Source organism: Pseudoalteromonas sp. ESRF-bin5 (genome assembly GCF_002632075.1).
In the GTDB taxonomy this organism is placed as follows: domain Bacteria; phylum Pseudomonadota; class Gammaproteobacteria; order Enterobacterales; family Alteromonadaceae; genus Pseudoalteromonas; species Pseudoalteromonas marina.
Genome location: NZ_NTLW01000170.1, coordinates 18,053 through 41,815 on the forward strand (window position 1 = coordinate 18,053; position 23,763 = coordinate 41,815).

25 protein-coding genes are annotated in these 23,763 nt (G+C 39.6%); 9 read left to right on the top strand and 16 right to left on the bottom strand.

All coding sequences use genetic code 11. The features are described 5' to 3' along the window. Positions 1-51: 51 nt before the first annotated feature. Positions 52-621, bottom strand: a complete 570-nt coding sequence (locus tag BCG07_RS09675) for a hypothetical protein (RefSeq protein ID WP_058429322.1) — start codon at positions 619-621, stop codon at positions 52-54. Between the two features lie 211 nt (positions 622-832). Between BCG07_RS09675 and arfB the strand changes: the two genes are divergently transcribed. Continuing rightward, on the top strand, positions 833-1,246 hold the full coding sequence (arfB, locus tag BCG07_RS09680) for an alternative ribosome rescue aminoacyl-tRNA hydrolase ArfB (RefSeq protein WP_006793276.1): 414 nt from the start codon (positions 833-835) through the stop codon (positions 1,244-1,246). A gap of 53 nt (positions 1,247-1,299) precedes the next feature. Here arfB and BCG07_RS09685 read toward each other — a convergent pair whose 3' ends face one another. The 3 genes from BCG07_RS09685 to BCG07_RS09695 form a co-directional block, all read right to left on the bottom strand. After that, positions 1,300-2,184 carry a spermidine synthase gene (locus BCG07_RS09685; RefSeq protein WP_058429321.1) on the bottom strand — a complete coding sequence of 295 codons (885 nt, stop codon included), beginning with the start codon at positions 2,182-2,184 and terminating at the stop codon, positions 1,300-1,302. Beyond that, entirely contained in the window at positions 2,177-2,800 is a 624-nt protein-coding gene (locus tag BCG07_RS09690) for a fused MFS/spermidine synthase (protein ID WP_008130517.1), read from the bottom strand. Before BCG07_RS09690 ends, BCG07_RS09685 begins: the two co-directional genes overlap by 8 nt. A 459-nt stretch (positions 2,801-3,259) precedes the next feature. Then, complete coding sequence (locus BCG07_RS09695) at positions 3,260-4,135, bottom strand: LysR substrate-binding domain-containing protein (RefSeq protein ID WP_286889962.1); 876 nt, start codon at positions 4,133-4,135, stop codon at positions 3,260-3,262. 107 nt (positions 4,136-4,242) lie between these two features. Between BCG07_RS09695 and BCG07_RS09700 the strand changes: the two genes are divergently transcribed. The 4 genes from BCG07_RS09700 to BCG07_RS09715 all read left to right on the top strand — a co-directional run bounded on the left by BCG07_RS09700 (position 4,243) and on the right by BCG07_RS09715 (position 6,292). Continuing rightward, positions 4,243-4,923, top strand: coding sequence for a hypothetical protein (locus BCG07_RS09700; RefSeq protein WP_286889963.1), 681 nt, complete (start codon positions 4,243-4,245; stop codon positions 4,921-4,923). A 390-nt stretch (positions 4,924-5,313) separates the two neighbouring features. Next, positions 5,314-5,574 (top strand): hypothetical protein, encoded by a 261-nt coding sequence (locus tag BCG07_RS09705; RefSeq protein ID WP_243534317.1) that lies wholly within the window; start codon positions 5,314-5,316, stop codon positions 5,572-5,574. A 41-nt stretch (positions 5,575-5,615) separates the two neighbouring features. Continuing rightward, the gene (locus tag BCG07_RS09710) at positions 5,616-5,939 is read left to right on the top strand and encodes a hypothetical protein (protein ID WP_286889965.1); all 324 of its coding nucleotides are present in this window, start codon (positions 5,616-5,618) and stop codon (positions 5,937-5,939) included. Between the two features lie 80 nt (positions 5,940-6,019). After that, positions 6,020-6,292, top strand: coding sequence for a hypothetical protein (locus BCG07_RS09715; RefSeq protein WP_286889966.1), 273 nt, complete (start codon positions 6,020-6,022; stop codon positions 6,290-6,292). A gap of 472 nt (positions 6,293-6,764) precedes the next feature. On the opposite strand, the gene BCG07_RS09720 is transcribed toward BCG07_RS09715, so the two are convergent. After that, the gene (locus BCG07_RS09720; protein WP_286889967.1) at positions 6,765-7,265 is read right to left on the bottom strand and encodes a lactoylglutathione lyase family protein; all 501 of its coding nucleotides are present in this window, start codon (positions 7,263-7,265) and stop codon (positions 6,765-6,767) included. Between the two features lie 114 nt (positions 7,266-7,379). Between BCG07_RS09720 and BCG07_RS09725 the strand changes: the two genes are divergently transcribed. Then, positions 7,380-8,246 carry a LysR family transcriptional regulator gene (locus tag BCG07_RS09725; protein ID WP_286889968.1) on the top strand — a complete coding sequence of 289 codons (867 nt, stop codon included), beginning with the start codon at positions 7,380-7,382 and terminating at the stop codon, positions 8,244-8,246. 37 nt (positions 8,247-8,283) lie between these two features. Here BCG07_RS09725 and BCG07_RS09730 read toward each other — a convergent pair whose 3' ends face one another. From BCG07_RS09730 to BCG07_RS09760, 7 genes are read right to left on the bottom strand one after another with little or no spacing between them, the layout of a single operon-like run. Next, positions 8,284-8,712, bottom strand: coding sequence for a hypothetical protein (locus BCG07_RS09730; protein ID WP_286889969.1), 429 nt, complete (start codon positions 8,710-8,712; stop codon positions 8,284-8,286). Continuing rightward, positions 8,699-9,358, bottom strand: coding sequence for a heparan-alpha-glucosaminide N-acetyltransferase domain-containing protein (locus BCG07_RS09735; RefSeq protein WP_286889970.1), 660 nt, complete (start codon positions 9,356-9,358; stop codon positions 8,699-8,701). Before BCG07_RS09735 ends, BCG07_RS09730 begins: the two co-directional genes overlap by 14 nt. After that, positions 9,342-9,980 (bottom strand): hypothetical protein, encoded by a 639-nt coding sequence (locus tag BCG07_RS09740; RefSeq protein ID WP_286889972.1) that lies wholly within the window; start codon positions 9,978-9,980, stop codon positions 9,342-9,344. Before BCG07_RS09740 ends, BCG07_RS09735 begins: the two co-directional genes overlap by 17 nt. Further along, the gene (locus BCG07_RS09745; protein ID WP_286889973.1) at positions 9,973-12,321 is read right to left on the bottom strand and encodes a GNAT family N-acetyltransferase; all 2,349 of its coding nucleotides are present in this window, start codon (positions 12,319-12,321) and stop codon (positions 9,973-9,975) included. Before BCG07_RS09745 ends, BCG07_RS09740 begins: the two co-directional genes overlap by 8 nt. A gap of 24 nt (positions 12,322-12,345) precedes the next feature. Next, positions 12,346-13,524 carry an MFS transporter gene (locus tag BCG07_RS09750; RefSeq protein ID WP_286889975.1) on the bottom strand — a complete coding sequence of 393 codons (1,179 nt, stop codon included), beginning with the start codon at positions 13,522-13,524 and terminating at the stop codon, positions 12,346-12,348. After that, positions 13,521-14,840, bottom strand: a complete 1,320-nt coding sequence (locus tag BCG07_RS09755; RefSeq protein ID WP_286889977.1) for a lysine N(6)-hydroxylase/L-ornithine N(5)-oxygenase family protein — start codon at positions 14,838-14,840, stop codon at positions 13,521-13,523. The genes BCG07_RS09750 and BCG07_RS09755 overlap by 4 nt, the downstream gene beginning before the upstream one ends. Further along, positions 14,840-16,378, bottom strand: a complete 1,539-nt coding sequence (locus BCG07_RS09760) for a pyridoxal phosphate-dependent decarboxylase family protein (protein WP_286889978.1) — start codon at positions 16,376-16,378, stop codon at positions 14,840-14,842. The genes BCG07_RS09755 and BCG07_RS09760 overlap by 1 nt, the downstream gene beginning before the upstream one ends. A gap of 383 nt (positions 16,379-16,761) precedes the next feature. On the opposite strand from BCG07_RS09760, the gene BCG07_RS09765 reads away from it, so the two are divergent. Continuing rightward, positions 16,762-17,211, top strand: a complete 450-nt coding sequence (locus tag BCG07_RS09765) for a GyrI-like domain-containing protein (RefSeq protein ID WP_353743797.1) — start codon at positions 16,762-16,764, stop codon at positions 17,209-17,211. Positions 17,212-17,278: 67 nt separating this feature from the next. Here the strand turns inward: BCG07_RS09765 and BCG07_RS09770 are convergent, their stop codons facing one another. Then, positions 17,279-17,959 carry a haloacid dehalogenase type II gene (locus BCG07_RS09770; RefSeq protein ID WP_286889981.1) on the bottom strand — a complete coding sequence of 227 codons (681 nt, stop codon included), beginning with the start codon at positions 17,957-17,959 and terminating at the stop codon, positions 17,279-17,281. 454 nt (positions 17,960-18,413) lie between these two features. Between BCG07_RS09770 and BCG07_RS09775 the strand changes: the two genes are divergently transcribed. Next, on the top strand, positions 18,414-19,220 hold the full coding sequence (locus BCG07_RS09775; RefSeq protein ID WP_286889982.1) for a collagen-like triple helix repeat-containing protein: 807 nt from the start codon (positions 18,414-18,416) through the stop codon (positions 19,218-19,220). A 524-nt stretch (positions 19,221-19,744) separates the two neighbouring features. On the opposite strand, the gene BCG07_RS09780 is transcribed toward BCG07_RS09775, so the two are convergent. The 3 genes from BCG07_RS09780 to nhaR form a co-directional block, all read right to left on the bottom strand. Further along, positions 19,745-20,785, bottom strand: a complete 1,041-nt coding sequence (locus tag BCG07_RS09780) for a methionine synthase (protein WP_286889984.1) — start codon at positions 20,783-20,785, stop codon at positions 19,745-19,747. 31 nt (positions 20,786-20,816) lie between these two features. After that, positions 20,817-21,791: a DUF1852 domain-containing protein gene (locus BCG07_RS09785; RefSeq protein WP_286889986.1), complete on the bottom strand. Its 975-nt coding sequence runs from the start codon at positions 21,789-21,791 to the stop codon at positions 20,817-20,819. Positions 21,792-22,298: 507 nt separating this feature from the next. After that, positions 22,299-23,192, bottom strand: coding sequence for a transcriptional activator NhaR (nhaR, locus tag BCG07_RS09790; protein ID WP_286889987.1), 894 nt, complete (start codon positions 23,190-23,192; stop codon positions 22,299-22,301). A 109-nt stretch (positions 23,193-23,301) separates the two neighbouring features. Between nhaR and BCG07_RS09795 the strand changes: the two genes are divergently transcribed. Next, complete coding sequence (locus BCG07_RS09795) at positions 23,302-23,613, top strand: hypothetical protein (RefSeq protein WP_008130547.1); 312 nt, start codon at positions 23,302-23,304, stop codon at positions 23,611-23,613. Positions 23,614-23,763 lie beyond the last annotated feature (150 nt).

Here is a 23,763-nt window from a genome sequence, read left to right on the forward strand (position 1 = left end):
CTTGATTTCATACTGGCCTAGCAAATGCCACCTTTTTTAATTGTTTAATACTTATAAAAGTGCAAACAACTTTTTAAGCTGTGGCATGTATTCACTTACTAATGCTAAATTACTTTCGCTAACAAGTGACTCGGTTGTATCAGCAGCGCTTGACGCATTACCTAACGAACCCATTAACGATGTAGCGCCTTTATCTTTAGCGCTTTTCATGCTTTGAAAACCACCCATTAATTTGTTTGCTGTTTCTTTATTTTCATCAGACAAACCCGATTTAAGATTTTCTATGTATGCCATAGACACTTCAGAACCCACGGTAATTAACTGCTCAGGCGTAAAGCCATAGCGAGTTGTTACGCTCGCAAAGCTTTTATACAGTGATTGCTCTTTAATCATATTGAGGGCTGTATTTGCGAGCGCGCCTTGCTCTGCTGTAGTTTGATCTGCGGTTGCACCTAGCATGCTGCCTAAGTCTACGTTTTTTAACGCATCTTGAGAGCTCGCCCAGCTTGTTATAGCAGGTAAGGCTTTCATGTAGCTTTGTAAATCACCTTCGGTGATATCTTTAGCAAAACCAGAAAAGCTCATTGCTAACAAGCTCAGTGATACAAGTAATTTTTTCATGCTGGTACTTCCTATTATCGAAAATCGATTATTATATTAGGCCCGTATAAAGGCTGCGCAATTAAAAACTAAATAATTGCCTATGCCAATCTAAATTTATTTATTGGCGTAAATGTATACTCAACTTTGCATTAACCGCCTATTTAGCTTATTCACCCTAAGTCAATGTACAAATGGTACAATGCATTTTTAGCAACGGAAACTGAACGCAATGTTAACAATTTCAAATACAGTCACTATTGATGAGTGGGAGTTAGAGCTCACCGCTATTCGTTCTCAAGGTGCCGGTGGCCAAAACGTTAACAAAGTCGCCAGCGCCATTCATTTACGTTTTGATATTAATCGCTCTAAATTACCAGACTTTTACAAAGAACGTTTACTTGCTTTAAACGATTCGAGGATCACTAAAGAGGGTGTTCTCATCATTAAAGCACAAAGCCACCGTACCCAAGAGCTCAACCGCGAAGACGCCTTAAAACGCTTAAAAGATCTCATATTAAGCGCTACCAAGGTCAATAAAGCCCGCCGTGCAACTAAACCAAGCCGTAATTCGCAGCGTAAACGCATGGATAAAAAAACTAAACACGGCCAAACAAAAGCATTGCGCGGTAATATTAAGTTTTAGCAATAAACCTAAATGGATGCGCCTAACTATATTAGTGCAAGGCGCATTACATATTAAAAGTTAAGTAGGTTAGCTGGAGAGTATTGGTCGGTTAGAATTTTGGTGTTTTTAGGCCAATCTTGCTCATCTTGTGTGTACTGCATGTAATTGCTTATGGCGTTTATATCTACATCATATTTTTTAAGCTTGGGCCCAAGCGCTTTAACACGTTTGTTAAGTTGAGCCTTAGTTGGCATAGCTTTAATACCCGCTAAAATAATACGGTTGCTTCGATTAGCGCGGCTTACGTTAATAAAATCGCCAAACACGCTATGGTAAGTTGCCGACTCATGCTCGTATAGTTTACTACTCGAAAATGTATTTGCTGCAACTACGCCGCCATCAGCCAACACACCTTTAACCTCTTCAAAAAACTCTTTGGTTAACAGGTGCTCAGGAATGTAGTCACCGTTAAACGCATCAAGAATGATCCAATCGTACTTTTTCTTTTTAATAGCCGCGCGTTTAATAAAGATACGGCCATCTTGAACACTAGATGTCACTTTATCGTTTTCAATAAAGCTAAAGTAGTCGCGAGCCACACTCAATACAGCGGGGTCTATTTCTACATTGTGTATTTTAGCCGCAGGGTATAACTCATGAATAACATTCGACAATGTGCCTCCCCCAAGCCCAATAATTAATACATTTTTAGGGTTTTCAGTTACTAATAAACTCGCAAAAGTAAGCTTTGTGTAGTTGAAAACGAGCTTGTCGGGGTCGTTTTTGTACATGCAACTTTGACTTGTTTGGCTACTTTTAGTGTTAAATTTTAAGCAGCGTAAATCGCGAGTTTCATCAACAATAATATTGCGATATAAAGAGCGCTCTTCGTGAATAACATTAGCTAAAGCAGCGCCTGAAAACACACTAAGTGCTAAAAATACATATTTAAGCATGCGCAAGCTCCTTATTATTAGCAACACTGTTTACAGCAATTGCAACAACACCTAGCACACCCAACGTAGTAGCAAAGGCACTAATAATGGTGTTTACATCAAACGCGAGTACAAAGTAAAAAGAGGTAATAATAGTGCCCAAGGCACTGCCAAGCGTGCTTACAAAATACAAAATACCTGCAACTTGGCCGCTTCTTTCGCTGTCGGTAACCAGCAACCTTACTGAGTACGGCGAAATCATACCTAATATAATGGTTGGAATAAAAAACAACGCAGTAGAAGCGAGTAACGAGCCATAACGGCTATCTTCAATATGGGTAAAAATAAATGCCATTATGGGCTCAGCAAACAACGTAATAGGCACAACCATAATGCTCGCAACTAAAAATATTAATCCGTATTTAGTCAGCGACGCATTTTTTGTACTTAGCTTACCGCCAAGCAAGTAACCAAAGGACAAGCTAAGCATAAACACAGTAATAATACTGCCCCAAATATGTACACTACTGCCGAAGTAAGGCGCTAAAATACGCCCTCCTAATAGCTCAATCCCCATAATGCAAAAGCCACTGCAAAAGGCTAAAAAGTAAATCAAAGCGTTTGTTTTTAAAGTCATGTTTTTATCGTTATGTAACTATAAGTAGAGCACCATATTAACGTGATGCCACCAGAGTCGCTAGTGTAATAATTAGCCGTTTGTAGGAATAAAAAAAGTATTGCTTATTAATTTATTGTGCTATCATTTTATTACAATATAACGTAACTTGTTTTGTTGTATTGTCGGTTAATTGTACTTGTACCATTTCGCTTGATTAAGTGATCTACTTAAGTGTGGAAAAACGTGTTGATAGCCAGCCAAAATATTTGTTATTTAGTTGCTCTCGGCAATTTCTCCTGCTTTGATCTACCTTCTGCATCTGTGCAGTCGTAAATGAGAGTTTTTTAAGCAGGTATTTCCACCTTTAGCCCCGCAAAGCGATTAAGTATTGTTGCGGATTAGTATTTTTAACCACCTTGCTATTTTGTAATGTAGTTTTCATCCTAAAGCGCTTTAGTGTAGTGGCTAAAGCGCTTTTTATAACGAATACATGAGTTTATTAAGCCACCCATCGGCCTTCGATGGTTTATAAATTAACACAATGTCTTCACTGTGATGACTGTTAACCCCCTTTACAGTTAATTTTGTAAACCCTAAATCATCAATCACAAAATTTGGTAAATACGCCAACGCCAAGCCACTTTGTACTACCTCTATTAATGCACTGTAATCGCTACATCTAAATACAATATTGCGCGGTGCAATATCGTCTTGCCAGCCGTCGGAGCCTATTCCTTGCTCAAGGCCGCACAATGGCGAAAACAGCGGGCATGCAAAAGCTGCGTGCAGTAATTGGTTTTTATTAAGCGTTAAAGAGCCAGTTTGTACTAGCTGATGCCCAGCGGCCGCAGCCACACTAAACCCTGTATTAAATAAATCAACCGTAACTAAATTAGCGTGTGAGCTATTATTTAATGCCTCGCGAGTAACTAGCGCAATATGTGCAGCGCCTGATGCAACTTGGCTTATAGCTTCACCTTCAAATACATTATTAATACGTACCGAACAAGGCAGGTTGCCAAGAGGGGTAAGTAACTTTTTTAAACCACTTTTAAGTAAAATGGCAGGGCCTGCAATAACTGCATTAAATTTATGATTATCGCTTTTAAAACGGCTAGTAAGCTGCTGGTAATTATGAACTAAATCGCTACTGTGCTTAACAAACTCTTTGCCTTTATCATTAAGTACTAAGGTTTTCCCAACACGATTAAACAGCTCCGTGGCTAAGTTTGCCTCAACCTTTTTTAGCGTTTTAGACAGCGCCCCAGGGGTAATATTAAAATGTTTAGCGGTTGTGTGCAGGTTTTGCGAACTCGCCATATGAATTACTTTTTCAATGTCATCTAAATGCATAGCACCAAACCGTATTGATTAAAAGGAAACAACTAACAACTTATTATCGATTATTTATATATAAAAATCAGCTTATAGTGGCGCTATATTTATTTTTGAGCATTAACATGAAACACATACTGCTATTTTATATTTTATTGTCGAGCGCAGCACTAGCAAGAGACCCTCAGTACAAGGCACACAACACACATAAAGCCCACAGCTATGTGGGGTTTCATGGCATGGCGCTTATATTAGCCGGCGATAAAGTACTTGCCAGCCACATGCCTTTATACGCCCCCCCACACAACTACCAAATAGTGTACGAAGTAACTACCAATGACACCCATCTTAAAATAATCAAAAAAGCACTGAACGAGTCACTAAAAAAACAAACTCAGATCACCATTTTACCAACCAAATTTGATTTGAATTTATTAATAAATAAGCTGACACCCACATTAAATACCACTGTGTTAAATGGCCATTTTGAGCGCGGAGGTACGGCTTTGTTTTCGACAAAGCTGACCTTTAAAAATCCGTTATATGTAAAAAAGATCGCTATAACACAACCTGAAAAAGAAGAGTTTGATTTAATAAAGGTTTCAGCAGAGCAGGGGATGGTAATTCATAAAATACAAAGTAGACCAAGCTATGACTCGTTAATTTTAGTAGCAATAACTAACGAGAAATATAATGGCAAGTTAATGTGTGATGCACCAGTAACAACAGCGCTTACCAGTAAGCTAAAAGCCTGTTTTAAAAGCGTACCAAGCTATTTAGAAACTCGCGATTTTGCAGTTAATTAATCTATAAATAACCCTATATACAATGACAGCCACTGCTAAATATTGAAGCGTGACGTGTAGTGGCTGATACCTGAAGTTAGCGTTTAGATGGAAAGATTATAAATGCATGACTGGCTGTTATGAGCGAGGAGCTGTGGATCAAAATTAATTGTCATTAGCTAATAGATACTATAAGCAAACGTCTCCCCCTTACATAGTGAAATAAACTTTAACAAGCATAATATTTATAGCTGGCAATAGCTTACTCTATTTGCTATTAATGTAAGTTCATTAAATAAGGATTTTTTTGCGCTAAGATAGGGTGGGGTGCATAGTGTTCTTTGATAAAGTTGTTAGCTTATAATTGAATAAGCTAATATATTTTAACTTTAACGAGTAAAGGAATATAAAATGAAAAAAATGTCTGTTTTAATTTCAGTGTGCTTTTTAGCTGCTTGTAGTAATACTAACGATGTATCAAGCAACAAAAGATATACCCTGACATACGATAACGGGACCCCTGTTAGTGCTCACAAAGAAATAAATGACTGCAACGCTGCTGCTATTGTTGCTAATATCAGAGAAGTTAATAACTGGAATAGCAAATACAGTAACTCAAAAACAGCTCCATTAAATAAATCATCAGCACCTAGAAAAGCCTCATGTGAATAAACCTAACAAGCCCCTTATTGGTGCATTATGCATCCTAAGTTATGAGAAAAATTTCAATTAACGTTCAGCGTGATAGTGTTTGTATGGGGGACGATTACAACGCCCCCCATACTGTTAATTTTTCAGTGTTTGATGATAAGTCTTTAAAGGATGTATTTAATTACCTCGCAAAGCATGGTTATTTGGCGAAAATTGCGGGTAAGCATCATAGTTGGTCTTGTTTAGTAAATGGAAAAGTAATCGCAACGTTTAAAGGAAATAACAACATTCCTGAATATGATTCATCACACAATAATCCAATTTTAGAGTTGGCTACGAACGGAAGAATTAATGCTAAATTTGTTTACAATAGCGCGGCCACATAACAAAAATTCTAAGGCGGATATGCCGGAAGAACGCCATCCCACTGCTTAAAATAGTGTTATATTGCTAAGAAGGTTTATAAATGAATGAAGAGATTGTTGGAATTATTGTTCTTCTCGCCCTTGGTACTCTGACATCAATTCTGGTTCATTATTTAATGTCAAAACGGACTTTAGCGGTTGTATTATCTGCACTGTTGGGAAGTTTGCTTTTTCAATTTCTGGTCTATTTAAACCAGGGCCATTTAGATCCATTTATTCTAATCACTTTTGTTACAAGCTTCTTTATTATTGTACTCATATCGTGGTTAGTAAGTATTCCATTTTCAAAGCATCGTCGTGAGACCACAGATTGAAATATTTAAATACAAAATATCAATCCACAAAACCGGCACCAAACTCGCAGACTGACTTCCTTCGCTCGCAATATAGCCAACAAGCATTGTGCTATCAGTTGGGGCGTTAGGTTCTAAGTTAAATTGAATCTCTGTCAAGAAATAAACAAGAATGGAAAAATATCAGCAGGCACCTTTGAGTTTAATGATAACTCTTAGTTGACCCATTTATTTTATCACCATTTGCATTAACAGTTATTATTGGTTTCACTTGTTTAGCAGTAACAGATTCATGTTTTTCCTTTAGAGAGACTTTGTGTAATTAGTAAGCTATCAGTGTATGTACCTATAATCAATAAAATGAAGAGATTGATTTTTATAAACCCTAAATTAGCCAAATTAATAATCTACACGTTCATTTAACACAAAAAGGCCGCAGTAAATAAATACTGCGGCCTTTGCTTTAAACTATGTACTTGAAGCTAAGTGCGACTTAGTAAGCGCCTGCGCTGTAAATAAGCTCGTAGCTGTGGCTGTAAATCTCAAGGATGTTACCAAACGGGTCTTCCATGTAGATCATGCGGTATGGCTTTTCGCCAGGGTAGTAGTAACGCGGCTCTGGCATACGTTTTTTACCACCTGCAGCAACAATACGGTCTGCTAAGCCTTCAACATCAGGGTCTTGTACACAAAAATGAAAGATACCGGTTTTCCAGTATTCAAAGTTGTCTTTAGGGTTTTCTTGGTCTTTAAATTCGAAAATTTCTACCCCAATTCGGTCGCCTGTTGAAAGGTGCGCTATTTTAAATTTTTCCCAATTTGGACCAAATACATCGGTACACATTTCGCCAATGGGGCTGTTATCTTCAGTGATCACGGTAGGCTCCATTATGGTGTACCAGCCCATCACCTTAGTGTAAAACTCTACGGCTTCTTCAACATCTGGTACTGAAATACCAATGTGCGAAAAACTACGTGGATATGTATGACTCATAATCTGTCCTCTTTAACGTGTGGCTTGTTTTGTAACGAGTTGATGGAGTTAGTTTACGAACCATGAGTTATTAAGTAAAATTATCATTAATCATCATTTTGAGTATGTTTTGTAATGATAAACCCGACATGGTTAAACACGTTTTGCACGTTGGTTGAGGTAAATCATTTTACCCAAACCGCCGAGCGCTTATTTATGACCCAATCGGGCGTAAGTCAGCATATTAAAAAACTAGAGCAGCAAGTAAACTGCGCGCTATTAGAGCGCCACGGCAAACAATTTACCCTTACCGTACATGGGCAAAACTTGTATCAACAAGGCAGCTTGTTATTAAAAGAATGGCAATTTTTAGAGCAGCAATTAAAAGATGACTCGCCTTTCAGCGGTTTAGTAAAAATACAATCGCCTGGTAGTTGTGGGCTAAAGTTTTACAATCAACTATTAGCAATGCAAGTAGAGCACAAGGAGCTAGTTATAGATTACCGCTTTGCTCCAAATATCAGTGTTGAACAAGCGGTGGCCAATCATAGTGCCGATATTGGCTTTTTAACTCAAGCGCCAACCCTTAGCGAAGTTACTAGCCACAAAATTGGTCAAGAAGCTTTATTATTAGTAACACCTGCACATATTAAAAACCCAACGTGGGAGGTTTTATGTGAGCTTGGCTTTATTGGCCACCCCGATGCAAAACACCACGCGCAGCTGCTACTAAGCGAAAACTACAGTGAGTTTGAACATGTTGATCAAATCAAGCAAACGGGGTTTTCTAACCAAATAAGTTTAATACTTGAGCCGGTAAGTTTAGGGTTGGGTTTTACGGTTTTACCTGCGCATGCTGTTAGCGCATTTAATAAACCCGGACTGATAAAAACACACCATTTAGCTAATCCAATTAGCGAAAATATTTATGTGTGCCATCACCGTAATAGGCCAATGGCAAAGCGCATGAATACAGTAATTAAAGCAATAAAATCGGGCTAGGGCGCGTGTAACGGCGCCCGTAAAGCCCCTTTACAGCTTAAGCTGTACGTTTAGCTTTTTGCGTAATGTCTGTGAGGCTTTGTTTGCTTTTTAAATAAACCTTATGCACAGCAAAAGTAAGTAAAGTCATCAGTACCATCATACATAGTGTCGGCCAAAGGCTGAGGGTATGATAACCAAGCGCCCCCATAAACCAGCAAATAAGTACCCATTGAATAACATAGAGCGCGGTTACATGCTTACTGGCATATAAAAGAGCACGTGTAATAGGGCCATTATATTTATCAGCAAAAATAAACTGTATAGCCGCTAGTGCACATAAATTTAAGCCAATTAAATAGCTAATACCGCCGACATTTAAATGGAAAAAGTTGCCAAACTGACCTTTAAAATCAATAGCTAACCATACGCCGCCAATAACTAGTAAAGCAGCGCCAAGTTGTGCACATACCTTAGTAATCGGCATTTTGTCGATTACTAAGGTATAAACGACCAAGTACATACCCCGTTAATATCGCACTTACCCAAGGAAAAACCGGAAAATACACCTGATAGTTATTAGCAAAAAATACATCACTAATATAAGGTAAAAGCGTAAATTGCTGCCCCCTTACAAACTGGCTCAAAACTGCAATTGCAATGGCTAAAACCGCAATCCATGCTGTTTTCCAACGGGCAATATTAAGCACACCAAACAGCAATAAGCTAACTCCAGCTAGTTGTAAAATATCACCTGTTAACACCATAAATTGTAACTGCCCAGCACTGAGCGGACTTTGCCAGCCATAAGCATTTATAAACGCCTCAGGCATGGTATTAAATACTTCAATAGGCAGCCAAAACTTGGCCGCATTCATTAAATAGGCAAGCAGTAAAAGCTGTAAACCTCGCTTAATTAAAAGTAAAGGTGTTTGCCTACGCGAGAGTGCCATAGACAGTCCCATTGCCACTAAAAACGAGGCGGTGCCTTTGCCAAGTATATGCACAACCGTACCAAAAGCGCTTTCACTTTGAAGCGTCGAGGAGGCATACATCCATAAGGTATGCACAATAATCATAATAAAAACGCTCGCACCACGCGCAAGATCAATCGTTTTAAGACGTTGGTTCATTGGTTTTAATATCCTTTTTAGGGCAGGTTTGGCATTTGCTATAACCAGCTAAATAATAGCGGCAACAAGTTAAACGCTGGGGTTTTTCAGTAAATGGCGTATCAAGATTAAAGTGCTGACAAATAAGGGTGTGCAGCTGACGATGGCAATTGTTGATATGTAAAGTAGTAGCAAGGTCTAAGCTATGAGCTCGCTCAATGGTGCTACTTAATGAATCGAGTAATAACCGTGCTTGTTCTTTTTTACCCAGTGCATAGTCGGTATTTACCCATTCACCAACTTGGCTTATAAAATGAGTAAACGCTTTGGTTTGCTCTGTTTTACTTACTAATACGTCATTATTCAGGTTAAACCCACGACAATAAGCGCCATTTACCGCTAACGGCATGTTTATGGGATCAGCCGTACTTTGCTTGCAAGCAAACCAATAGCAATAAGCGTAAACAGCTTGCCAGCAAAGCTGTAAATACAAATGCCGACTAATAAATTGCTTAGGCGCAGTAGGGTACTGCGCCTTACAACGAACTGTTAAAGCGCGCACTAATAATAAGCTCGGTTTAAAAGTTCGTTGCACGGGTTGTTGGCAATATAAAAACTGCGCAAGGGTAATCGGTTTAGCCATACAGCTTTGCCGATACGGGGTTGTTTAAGTTACCAGCAAACTGCAAACTACCTGCCGGATCGGTTAAATCAACCATTTGCTCATTATTACCCAGCTGTAAGCGATTTAAACAAGAGTGAGCAAACTCATCACTAAAAAAGTCATACTCTTTAAATCGCTCATTTAAAGCAGGGTTCGCATGTTGATACGCTTTAACACTTTGCGTAACACACTGCCAAAAGTCATGCTCTGTAATACGCTCTTCTCGCACTAAAATTGCTACTAAGTATCTAAAGAAGCAGTCAAATACATCGGTAAATATACTTAATAGCTCAAGCTCTTTCGGCATAGAAACATGAATACGTTCAACCCCTACAGGCAATACTTCAGTGCTATTAAGTAAGGCAACCTCTTCACCTATGTCTTTCATATATGCGCCCACAGGCACCGAGTTTTTAAGCTTTAAAATGAGGTTTTCGCCATGAGGCATAAACACTAATTTATGCGCGTAAAAACAATGTACTAGCGGAATTAAATAGGCATTAAAGTAGGCACGTAACCACTGCTGCGAGCTCAAACCACTTTGCGTTATCCATTCGCCCACTAAACTTTGGCCATTATTATCTAAGTGTAATAACGCTGCCATGGTGGTCAGTTGTTCATCACTATTTAAATTATGGTTTGGGTTTTCTCGCCATAAGCAGGCAAACATTTTACGATAGGGTGTATCACCTAGCGCGCTTTGCTCAAACGTATGATGGGCATAACCTAAGGTGGCGTATTCTCTAAGCGCTGTAAAATTAGCGCCTGCGAGTTGTTGATCTTGGCTAACCTTAGCAAATACCCAATCGTTAATGACAGGAGTCACCGCCATGTAAGCACGCGATAGGCCACGCATAAATCCCATATTTAAAATCGACAACGCCACTTTTAAATACGGCTTATGCGGGTGCGAGCAATTATATAAGGTCCGAATTGACTGTTGCGCTTGATATAAATCGTCACCTTCACCTAAATACACTAATCGCTGATTTGCCAACTCATTTGCAAATACCACACTCAATTTGTGTTGGTACTGCCAAGGGTGAGCAGGAATGAGTAAGTAATCATCGGGGTTTAGGTTTTGAGCTTTTAGCGCTTTGTTGAACGTATCTCGGGTGGTTAAATCTAGTTCATCACTTATATGGCTTGGGTAATCGGCAAAGTATTCACTATGAGCAAAGTCGCATACCGTTTTATGCGCTGCTAACCACAGTACTTTAAACGGTTTGCCTACTTCTGGCGCATAACGTAAAAAGTCAGCTTTACTAAAACCAATGCGGCCATTATTAGCAACAAAGGCAGGATGCCCTTCGCTCATTGCGGCTTCTATTTTTTGCAGCCCTAAATTAGCTAACTGCGCCGCTGTTAACGTGTTATTTTCAAGTTTAAAGCACGCACTGGCTAAAGTAGCATTTAGCTCTTCAAGGTAGGTGGCAAGGCGCTTACCTGTTAAACCTAGCGCAGGCCCTTGCATACTAAAAAAGTGCAATACATCTAGTGGTTGCAGCTCTTCGTTAAGGTTGTAAAAGCATAAGCTTGGCTCGTCTATATCAATGTGGTTTAGTGCCATAGCACGGCCATTAAAAATAAAATAACCGTCTTCAACATTTACTTTAAAGCCTTGCTTTGTTGTCTCTGCGGCCAATAAACGCTCGTGCACTAGCTCGGTGAGTGCTTTAGCTTGTAAATGCCGATTTGCCCATTGCCAATGAGGCTGTATCACGTAATCAGTTTGCAAAGGCGCTAACGAATCAGTAAATAGTTGGCTGTGCCTATCAAAAGCGGCTTTATTACAAAAGCCTAAATAAGCGGCTTTTTCGCCTAGTTGAATTTGCTGGGTGTGCACAAACCCCAAACGCTTATTTAACGTATGAATTTTACTATTAGCAATGTCGGGCTCAACCACAACACGGGCGGCACTGTTTTGAGCAAAAATACTTTGCAGCACGCACTGCATCATTTCAAAACTAAAATGGCGCTTAGGTGCCGTGTTAGGCGCTAATAAAATATGCATACCCACATCATTAGGTTCAACCTCGTACGCCGCTTTCATTAAGCTTTCGTGCTCAGGGCTATAAAGCTCAACTAAAGCCAATAGGTTATTATTTTGCTCGATCACGTATGCCTGATGATGAGGCGTATCAATAATATCTTGATACGCTTTAGTTATTTGTTGCTCGGTTTGCTGCTGCATACCCCAAAAGTGCGAATACGGTTGCTTAAGCCAATCGCAAAATGTTGGCATATCTGTTGGTTGTAATAACCGCATCGTCACTTTGCCGGTATGCTGTAGGGTGGTTACAAAAGATGAAAAATACATAAAAACTCCAATAAATCTTAAAAACTAAGACGCTGAACGCGCAGTTCGAGCAACAGCCTTAACCCGCCAAAGCAAAATAAAGGCAAGGCTTGCAAAGCCAATAGCAGCAAAGTAAAACACAACCGTTGTTGAAAGATGCTCTACGCTCATACCCACTAGTAACGACGCTAAAATAACCCCGATATTTTGAGCTATGTGCACTTTGGCAAAGTCGCTGCCGTAATGTGCAGGCTCACTTTTAGCAAATAGCATTACCTCTAGCAGTACCATCACTTGAAATAGCGCAAAACCATATAAAACACGTGATAAAATCACTAACCCCACCGACTCCTGCGCTTGTAAATAAAGCCCAAGCGCCCCTAAAATAAGTGCACATAACAAAGTGCTAGTGCGGCTTAATGTTGGCAGTGGTAAATGCTGCCTGAAATGATTAAAAACCAGCATAACAAGCGCGGAAAAGGCAGGAATGGCGTATACAACAGCGCTTTGCAACGTACTGCTTTGTGCGTTTAATGCTTGCCAATGAGTAGTAAAGAAGGGGCGAATTAAAAACGCGCTAAAATAAACCACCACACTTAAAAAGCAAAATTGCCAAATAAAATAGGGAATACGTTCTCGCGGTTTTTCAGTCGCTATTGCTTGCTGATAAATACCTGTTTTTAATGAATACATTAAGTAGGCGCATAATAAAACCTGAACTAGGTCACCGGCACTACTGAGTAATAACGCATAGCGTGGCTCTGCTAAACTAAAGAAGTAACCACCAATTAAAGCACCACCAATCGCACCAAAATGCATCAATACAGAAAACAAACCAATAATAGATAAATGCTTAGTTTGTTGCTCTAATCGCAGTGCAAATGGGTATATAAGTAGGTAGCTTGCCTTTAGCACCAACATAAGTTGGTAGTAAATCCAAAACTCCCACACATTGGTCGCAAAGTAGCAAAGCAGGCCAAAACCAGCGGCTACTACTTGGGTTACTAACCACAAAGCCAATTCATTGTATTTTTTAGCGACCTTAGCCCATAGCGGTAAAGCCAGCATTACAGTAATACAACAGTTAGCCACAAAGAGGCCGATTAGAGTGGCGTTACTAATAGCAAATTCACTAGCAAAAAATTGCGGATAAAACGGTAGCAGCAAGGTATCGCATACAACCGAAATAACCGTCAGCAAAATTAGCGCTAAACGAAGACTCATGCGGCGCTACTCTGCTGTTGTGTTGATAGGGTGACATCGCTTAAATCAAAGTTTTGAAAAGCAATTTTTTGCTCAACCTGATAAGGCGAATAACCTAAAATTTCACGTAAAATAATACTATTACGGTAGCAAGCCATACCTAAATCTGGAGTTACAAAACCATGAGTATGCTGCTCGGCATTTTGTACAAAAATACGTTTTTGTTCGCTATCTACCGCATATTCACGGCTTACTAAATAACGACCTTGCTCATCTTGGGGTAATTGGTGGGCAATATTATTTAAAAAAGCAGGGCGCTGATATTTAAAGCCCGTGGCGCAAATTAAAAAGTCGGTTTCTATTGAAAAGGGCTGCTCAAGCTCCTGATGATAAAACTCAGTCAGTAAACGCTCACCTACTTTTTGAGTTTTTGTTAGCTTGCTGTTAGTTTTAAATGTAGTAGAGATTGGCCCATCAAGGCTTTGCGCGTAGAGGGTGTCGAAAATGTCGTTAATTAAATCGCCGTTAATGCCCTTAAATAGATTTTTTTGGTTTTGATTTAGCCAATCTCGCTGCTCAGTTTTTAAATTATAAAAGTAATCAACATACTCAGGAGAGGTCATTTCAAGGGTGAGCTTAGTATACTCAAGCGGGAAATAGCGCGGTGAGCGTGCTATCCAATCTAACTGCAAACCTTGCGGTACTGCTTGCTGCAATAAGGTGTGGTAAATTTCTGCTGCACTTTGCCCAGCCCCTACCACGGTAACTCGTTTAGCCGCTTTTAATTCATCAAGCCGATGACAAAAATCGCTACTGTGCATTACGTTATTTGAGTTACTTTGCACAGCGCAATCAGGAATATACGGTGCAGGCCCTGTGCCCAAAACAATATGGCGAGTCACATAATGTTGCATACCATTAGGGGTGTTACAGCTAACGGTATAACACTCACTTTGCGGGCAAAATTCAACGTGAGTGACTGTTTGTTCAAAGTTAACATTTGAAAGCTGCGAGCAAACCCATTGGCAATATAAGTTGTATTCACGGCGCAATAAAAAAAAGCTTTCGCGAATATAAAACGGGTATAAACGATTATTTAATTTGGCATAATTTAAAAAGCTATATTGGCTGGTTGGATCTGCCATGGTTACTAAATCCGACATAAACGGGGTTTGTAATGTAACGCCCTCAAGCATCATTCCAGGGTGCCAATCAAACTCACTGCGCTGCTCTAAAAACAGGCCTTTTACATCTTCGAGCGGTTCACTTAAACACGCTAAAGATAAATTAAATGGGCCAAGACCAATAGCTATAAAATCGTAAGGTTGATTATCCATTATGCAATTTCCCTATAAGTTTGCCATGCAATGTGGCTAATTTTCTCAATAACAGCGCGTACATCAGATAATTGGCACTGCGCATTAAGCAATGTAAATTTAAGATAATGACGACCATTTATTTTTGTACGGGCAATCATGGCTTCACCAGTTTTTAAAAACGTTTGTCGTACATGCAGGTTTAAAGAGTCGAGTAAATCAAGGTCATGTTTTAAATCATCAGGGGCAAATCTAAATACCAAGGCACTAAGCTCGGGGTAGTTAACTACTTCAAAGTCGGGGTGGTCGTTAAGTACAATATGCGTTTGGCGCGCAAGACCAATAACTTTATCAAACGCGCGGCCAAGCGGTGCTTCTCCAGTAGTGCGCAGTGTTAGCCATAACTTTAAGGCATCAAAACGGCGAGTGGTTTGCAGGCTTTTATCAACCAAATTAGGCGTGCCATTTCCCGCCTCTGCTAATGGGTTTAAATAATCGGCATACAAAGTAATGTGGCTAAAATAACGTTTGTCGCTTAATAAAAAGGCACTACAACTAACCGGTTGCATAAATGATTTGTGATAATCAATCGTTATTGAATCAACCAACTCAATGCCATTAAGCGCATTGCGGTGGTGCTCGCTTACCAACAAACCGCCACCATAAGCGCCATCTACGTGGCACCATAGCTGCTCTTCTTTAGCCAGCATGGCAATATTATGGATTGGATCGATTGAGCCAAAATCGGTTGTGCCTGCGGTAATAACCACTGCAATGGGTAAATCACCTTGCGCTTTGCTTGTTGCTATGGCGGTTTTAAGTGCCTCCATATCCATTTGCATTTCGCGATTTGTAGCCACCGGCACCACGGCGTTGTAACCTAAGCCCAGTAACGCCGCTGCTTTTTGAATACTAAAGTGCGCCACCTCAGAGCAGTAAATTTTAAAGCGCGAGGCAACAGCTGGTAAGCCCTGAAGTTTTACCTGATGTTCTGGCGCATAGCGGGTAACTCCTACTTCACGAGCAACCAACATTGCCATTAAGTTTGATTGCGTGCCGCCACTAGTAAATACTCCATCGGCAGTGCTTGGCAATGCTGCTTTTTGGCATGTCCAATCAATCAGCTTTTGCTCAATTAAGGTCGCGCCTGCACTTTGATCCCACGTATCTACCGAGGTATTAATAGCAGCAATAATGTGTTCGGCCACCACAGCAGGATAGGTTACAGGGCAGTTTAAATGAGCCATGTAGCGAGGATGATGAAAATACACGGCATGATCTAAATACACGCCTTTTAGCTCTTCAAGCACCGCCGGGAAGTCAGCCAAAGGCTGTGATAAATCAACATCGTTTACTACTTTTGCTAACGCATTTATCGACACACCTGAAAATGGCTTTTGGGCTTTAGCCATCGCTTGCTGTACTGCCGACAACCCTTGCAATGACGCTATTTGATAATTAATGAACTGCTCTAAATTGAATTGTGGGGGTAAGCCGCTTTGTTCAAATACAGCCTGTTTTTCAATGGTATTAATATTTAACACTTGAGATTGAGACACATCAACATCCCTTGAGTACACTTTTTAGGTGCAAGGATCTTAATGATAATAATTTCTATTTGCAATAATGAAAAAAGGTTAGATAGCAACTTTTTTTAATTAGAGCTAACAAGCTTGTCGTATATTTTTAACTAAAATCGATAAACTTCACTATTAAACGACAAGCGTTCCAAGCAAAAAATAAACTTAAAAAAGAGAAAGTTAAGTAAATTATTTTAGCGGTAGCAAAGCTATGTTTAGCCATTACCACCTATTTAAATATGAGCAATAAATACGCAATTGAGCTAAATAATTACTGTTTATGAAATATTTAATACAAAACTTAAAGTATTGGCGGTTTTTCTGTTACGTTGGTGTTTGTATTAACGCTAAAGGACGGCATGATGGAAGTAAAGCAACTAGCAAGTCAGACCTTAATCGGCTTAAAAGTAAGAACCTGCAACGCCAATGAAATGAACGCTGGCACTGCAAAGATAGCTGAACTTTGGCAAAAATTTGGTGAAAAGTTTGCCAACAGCCTCACCCAAAACACCAAAGTATATGGTGTGTATACTAATTACGAAAGCGATCTCACTGGCGATTTTGACGTAATTGCCTGCTGCGATAATTTATCACTTAAACTCCCTGAAGCTAAAAAAGTAACCACCCAAGCGGGGCGTTATTTGATATTTAAAGGTGAGGGTGAAATGCCAAATGCAGTAATCGATTTATGGGGCGAAATTTGGCAGTACTTCAGCTCAGACGATTGCCGCTATGAACGTACTTACACCAGTGATTTTGAGTATTATAAAAACAGTAACGAAATAGAAATTGCCATTGCAATTAAAGACTAATGAAAGGCTAGGTTTGTAAGTGCAAACCTAGCCTTTCATTAGTGTAATTTAACCCCTGCCAACTAAATCATTGGTTATTACTTGCCAGCTTGTTTTTTAAATCATGTAAATCGCACACCGTTATTGTTGGCGTTATTTCCCATGGATCAAAAATAGAATCCTCAGAACGCTTTATCCACGCACCGCGCATGCCATGCGAAATAGCGCCGGTTATATCAAACGGGTTACTCGAAATAAGCCACGTGTTTGCACCCGTTGAATTTGCCTCGCGCAAAAAGTGGCTGTAAACACCTGGGTTTGGTTTAAATGTTTTCATATCGTCGGCGCTTACTACGCCTTCAAAATAATCACTTATGCCTGCCGTTTCGAGCAAAGTATTTACCGCATCAGCAGCGCCATTAGAAAATGCAAACAACCGGTAATTTTGTGCTTTAAGTTGCTCAAGCCCTTTTTTAACATCGTCAAAAGCGGGTAAAATTTTATATTGCTCAAGTAATTGCTGTTTTTGATCATCAGAGAGTGGTGTTTTGTGCGCTAGGCAAGCGTAGTCTAACGCCTGTTTAGTACATACTGAAAACGGAACATAGTTTTGCATTAAGCCGCGCCTAAACGAATACTCCAACTGTTTTTCACGCCATGTATTTGAAAAGTTTTGCGCTTTATCGCCAATCATATTTTCAAGTAAAGATAGTACGCCGTGGGTGTTTATAAGCGTGCCGTATACGTCAAATGCGAGTGTGGTTGCCATGTTTGCTCCCAAAATTTAAGTTACTTGTAGCCTAATTGTTTCGAGCTTAACTTACTTTGAACGACTGCTCAACGTTGTAAATTTGTTATATAAAAAGGTACATCAACAACACCCGCGCTATAAACGCTAACAGAAACCCCGCAACATTTTAATTAAAGAAACAGCGCTTTCAAACCAGAGATACTCGCTCGTTTTAGAATGGCTAGAACGGCTGTTGAGCTTATAAGTGCTAGTTATAAATCAAATTAAGTAATAGCTAAAAGTAGAGGGTTACTGATTTATCTTATTCCTTTAGATTTTGTCTAATAGGCAAAATAAGGATAACGAGTCGGTCAATAAATTTGATGTCAGAACTGAGACTTTACCCCTTTTGTTTCTTATACATTTTGAAAACTATATTAATTTTATAAACTGAACTATAAATAAGTGTTGTCTTTATCGTTGGATTCTTATTATGAAATATAAGGTAGTAACCATATGGTTTTTAACATTCTTTATTGTTGGGTGTGAACTCGAGGGAGATGATGGAGTTTCCGGAGCACAGGGGCAATCTGGTCCTCAGGGAGAGCCTGGTCCTCAGGGTATAGTAGGGCTGAGTTGTTGGGATTTAAATGAAGATGGAAATAAAACCATGCCTGATGAAGATACAAACTCCGACGGCGTTATCGATGTATATGACTGTCGTACCATTATAGATTTAAGCCCTACAAATACTCTTGTAAATAGCACTACGCAAACAATAACAAATCAACACACTCGACAATCCTATTCTTCTGCATTTGCATCAGGCATTACATTGTTTACAGGTTCAAGTGAGGATTATGAAAATGCGACCGTCGACGGCAATTGGCATGCACTAGACAATTTAGCAGCAGATCCTATCCAAGATCCTTGTGGGCTATGGAAATGGGAAAGTACCCCTGGAGGGTCTTATAAACTACAAGCAGAAAATGCAGTGGCTTATAACGTTAGGCATATGCTTGCAATTGCATTATATTCAGCAGATCCAGCAGAAGATGCACATTTTGGTTTTGAACAATGTCAAAATGCATGCTTATCAGATAATAACTGTACTGGCGCGTTTTACTCTGTAGAGGACGGCACTGACAACTCTTTGAATTGTAAACTGCTGCGTGATGTGGGATTTGAGATAGACAGTGCGACAGAGTTTTCCGGATTTCAAACTGAAGAAATAGGTTTCGCTTCGGCAAATATTCAAAATAGTCCGATATATATTGGCGTCATTAGTGTTTGCGAGTAGTGCTCTAAAACTTTTTATACGAGGGGGGCACGACAATAAAGTTAGGTTCAACAATGCTTATCAAGGAGCATCGTTGAATCTGAAAGTGATGAGCAAAGTGGCACTTCAAACCTGATGTATTAGCAATTCATCTTTTTCCGACTTTCTACTTAATAAGTAATTGGATTTCCAACATCTAAACTGAAGTAAAAATTATTTTCGGAGTTTAAAAATGAAGAACCAAAGAGGCTAGAAGTGTAAATCTAAACTTCAGATATTATAGCTTCTACCTGTCTGCTGATGGCACTCTCCAGCCCATTGGAAAAGCTAACGGTTAGGTTAGGTTAGGTTAGGTTTAATTATTTTTGCTGGGTTTGTTGAATTCAACCCAACCAAGATTCAACGAACTTAAAACCTTTCACCTAACACCTTTTGCCTTTAACCTTTCACCTCGTTGTGTAAACCCCCGTTACATTTTGATTAAAAAAGCCACACTTTAACTTATGTTTAGGTGTGGCTTTTTTTACAGCAGTTGCAACTAAAAGTTAAGCTACATTCGCTGCTAATAACTCTTTACGTACAAGCTCTGCGCCTTTGCTAAGAGCGTTGAGTTTGCCGTTTGCGATGTCACGGGGTAGGGGTGCCATACCGCAGTTGGTGCAGGGGTAGAGTTTGTCGGCATCTACATATTTAAGCGCTTCGCGTAGGGTTTTGGCCACCTCTTCAGGGGTTTCTATAGTATGGGTGGCTACATCGATTGCGCCCACCATTATTTTTTTACCGCGTATCAGTTCAAGTAGCTCTATGGGTACCTGTGAGTTTTGGCATTCGAGCGAAATAATATCTATATTCGATTTTTGCAGCTTAGGGAATACCTCTTCGTATTGTCGCCACTCGGTGCCAAGGGTTTTCTTCCAATCGGTGTTGGCTTTAATGCCGTAGCCGTAGCAAATATGCACGGCGGTTTCGCATTTTAACCCTTCTATGGCTCGCTCTAGGCAGGCTATACCCCAGTCGTTTACCTCGTCAAAAAACACGTTAAAAGCGGGTTCATCAAATTGAATTATATCAACCCCAGCGGCTTCTAGCTCTTTGGCTTCTTGGTTGAGTATTTTAGCAAATTCCCATGCTAGTTTTTCACGGCTTTTATAGTGATCGTCATACAGGGTGTCGATCATGGTCATTGGCCCAGGCAGTGCCCATTTAATTGGTTGGCTGGTTTGCTGGCGTAAAAACTTGGCGTCTTCAACAAATACCGATTTAGTACGAGACACAGGGCCAACCACTGTGGGTACGCTGGCGTCGTAACGGTCGCGAATTTTAACTGTTTTACGGTTTTCAAAATCAACGCCATTTAAGTGTTCAATAAAGGTGGTTACAAAGTGCTGACGAGTTTGTTCGCCATCGCTGACTATATCTACGCCTGCAGTTTGTTGCTCGTGCAGGGAAATACGCAGGGCGTCGTGTTTGCCATCAACCAGCTCACTGCCTTGTAATTTCCACGGTGACCATAAGGTTTCGGGCTCAGCAAGCCATGACGGTTTTGGCAAGCTGCCTGCTGATGATGTGGGTAATAGTTTTTTCATAATAAATGCTGCCTTTAATTTTGTTGTGTGATTAAGCGATACTTGCCGAGAACTGCTTCAGTACTGATTGATAAGGCTTAATAAAATGCTGCTCGGTAAATTTGCCTTGCTCAACTGCTAGTTGACCTCGCTCTGCGCGGTCATACACAATTTGCGTTAATGAATGGTCGTCATTTTTTAAATTCGGTTTATAACGGCTACCTGCGGCGGCATTGGCGTTATAAATTTCTGGACGATAAATTTTTTGAAACGTTTCCATAGTGCTAATAGTGCTAATTAGTTCAAGGTTGCTGTAGTCGTTAAGTAGGTCACCAAAAAAGTAAAACGCTAACGGTGCAACGCTGTTTGGTGGCATAAAGTAGCGCACTTGTAAGCCCATTTTTTCAAAGTATTGCTCTGTTAACGACGACTCATTAGGCTGATACTCTACGCCTAAAATAGGGTGTAAATTTTCGGTTTGCTGATAGGTTTTGTTATCAGACACGCTTAAACAAATAACCGGTGGCTTTTTAAAATGCTGTTTATAGGTATTTGAGTTTACAAAGCATTTAAACAACTTTCCGTGTAAGTCACCAAAGTTATCAGGGATACTAAATTGCGGTTTGCTTTTGTTATGCTCAAGTAGTAACACGCTAAAGTCGTAGTCGCGCACATACGATGAAAAGTTATTTCCCACCATGCCTTCTATTCGCTCGTTGGTTTGGCGGTCAATAATATTGGTTTTTAATACCTCAATTGACGGAAATGCCTGACCACTGCCCGCAATATCTAAATCAACCGAAATGATTTTGAGTTCAACCTCGTAACGATCCCCTTGTGGGTTATCCCAACTGGCCAGTGCATTAAAACGATTGTTGATCATTTTTAGGGTATTACGCAGGTTTTGTTGGCGGCTTTCACCCCTTGCTAAATTAGCAAAGTTGGTTGTAATACGTGTGTTGTTTGATGGGTGGTAGTTTTCGTCCAAGTTAGTGCTTTTAATAGTAAATGTAAGATCAGTGCTCATAGCCGTATCCTTTCAATTTGAGTAATTACTGCTTTTATTAACTGGTTGTTAAACCGACATAACGGTTAAGCAGTAGTGATGCTTTGCAGAGTTAATGAATTTATACGCGGTATGTAGCATGAAGAAAAACGGGTTTATTTCAGGTAAAACATGAGACAGATTCACGCTTGAGTGAATTCATTAAGTTAGCAATATTGATTAGTTGCTGATGAGGGGTAAAACCCGATTTAGACGTCTAGATTTCTATTTAATAAACTAAGCTATGCAGTTTATTCATATAAAACCTGAATAATATTCAATGCTTTTAGAACGTGCTTATCGTTTGTATTGGTAGGTATGCTATTTAATAAAATCCAATAAATTCAACAACTTAAAAATAACAACCCATGTTAAAAATTTAATATAAAGCTAAATGAGGAAATGTTTATTTTTTAAATACAATTTAGTATTTAAAAATAGGGCGCTTAATTAAACACATTGATAACCACGTGCCGAGTAGCGCTAAGCTTACGTTGTTTGAGCGTGCTTTATAAATTCATCGTAAATACTGTCTTTAATAAGCCTGTCGGGCGTAAAGGCATAATAATGCTGATAAACATTTTCAATTGTACCTATATAGTTAACGTCGTAGTGACGCTCTACTTCGGCTCTTACCAAAATAGGCGCAGGGAATATGCCAAACCCTTGTTCACCTAACGACTTCATTAATGCGCTGTCGTCAACATGGCCAGCTATTGTCATTTCAATCTTGTGTTCTTGCAGCCAATAATACATAGCACGCGCAACGGGGCTTTCTTTTGCAGGCAGCACTAAAGGCTTGTTATTTAAAGATTGCGGAAACTGCTTATGTAACTGCGAATGCCATGTTTTGTTTCCAAAAAGAGCGATTTGGCTTTTGCCTATTTCATGGCAAAACGCCTTAAACGATAAAGTGGTATCGAGCGGTTTATCGGCTAACACTAAATCAAGCTTATGAATCGCCATTTGTGCAAGCAGTTCATCTTGTTGGCCATCAATACAGTGTAAGTTGGTAATACGGTCGTTATTAATTAAAGGGGCTAGCCACTTTGACACCAGTGATTTGGGCAACACATCTGAAATACCGACCTTTAACGTTCGTGAATAGTGCGTGGTATCACCTTGCGTGGTTTCGAGCCATTCGTGAGCAATAGCAAACATATCATTGGTGTATTGCTGGGTTACATGGCCAAATTCCGTTAACTGTAGGCCTCGCCCTTGGCGAACAAACAGTGGTTTTCCTAGTCGTTGCTCTAAGTTAGTAATTTGTGAGCTGACCGTTTGCGGCGTTAAATTAAGTATTTTACTCGCCGCTGCAATACTGCCGTGCTTACTTACCTGCCAAAAATAATATAAGTGATTGTAGTTGATGTTGGTAATCATTCGAAAATACCTGTTTTAAAGTAAGAAATAATCAGCTTTTTCCTTTGCCTCTAAGTTAGTAGATTACAGTCATGCCTGCAACATAGGTACTATTAAAAGGTGTAATTGCATGAAGCTAAAACTTACAGTTAAAAACAAGATAATTAACGCAAGTGAAAAGATGTCGCTTTTAAAGCTGATCAAAACACAATTGGCAAAACATGCTTTAAATATTCGCAAAGTGGAGATTCAAATAAATGATCTTTCGAGTGATCGCCACGGCACTTTGCAGCAGTGCAAAATTAATATTCTTGTACCTGGGCTACCCAGTATTAATGTAAATACAAAAGGACGAAGTATGCTGCAAGCGATAAAGCGTGCACTTAAAAGTTTGCAGCACATTCTCGTTAATAAGTACCAACCTTCGCAACCAAGCTCTTAATATCGCACTTGTAGTAGCAAGGATGCTACTTTTTTAATGCCTCTCTAATTCTAAGCTATGTTTAGTATTAAACGATTCAATTATTACCATTGAGCAGTATTTTCTTGTTGGGTTTTGTTGCAATGAACCCATCGAACGCTTTGTAACCCC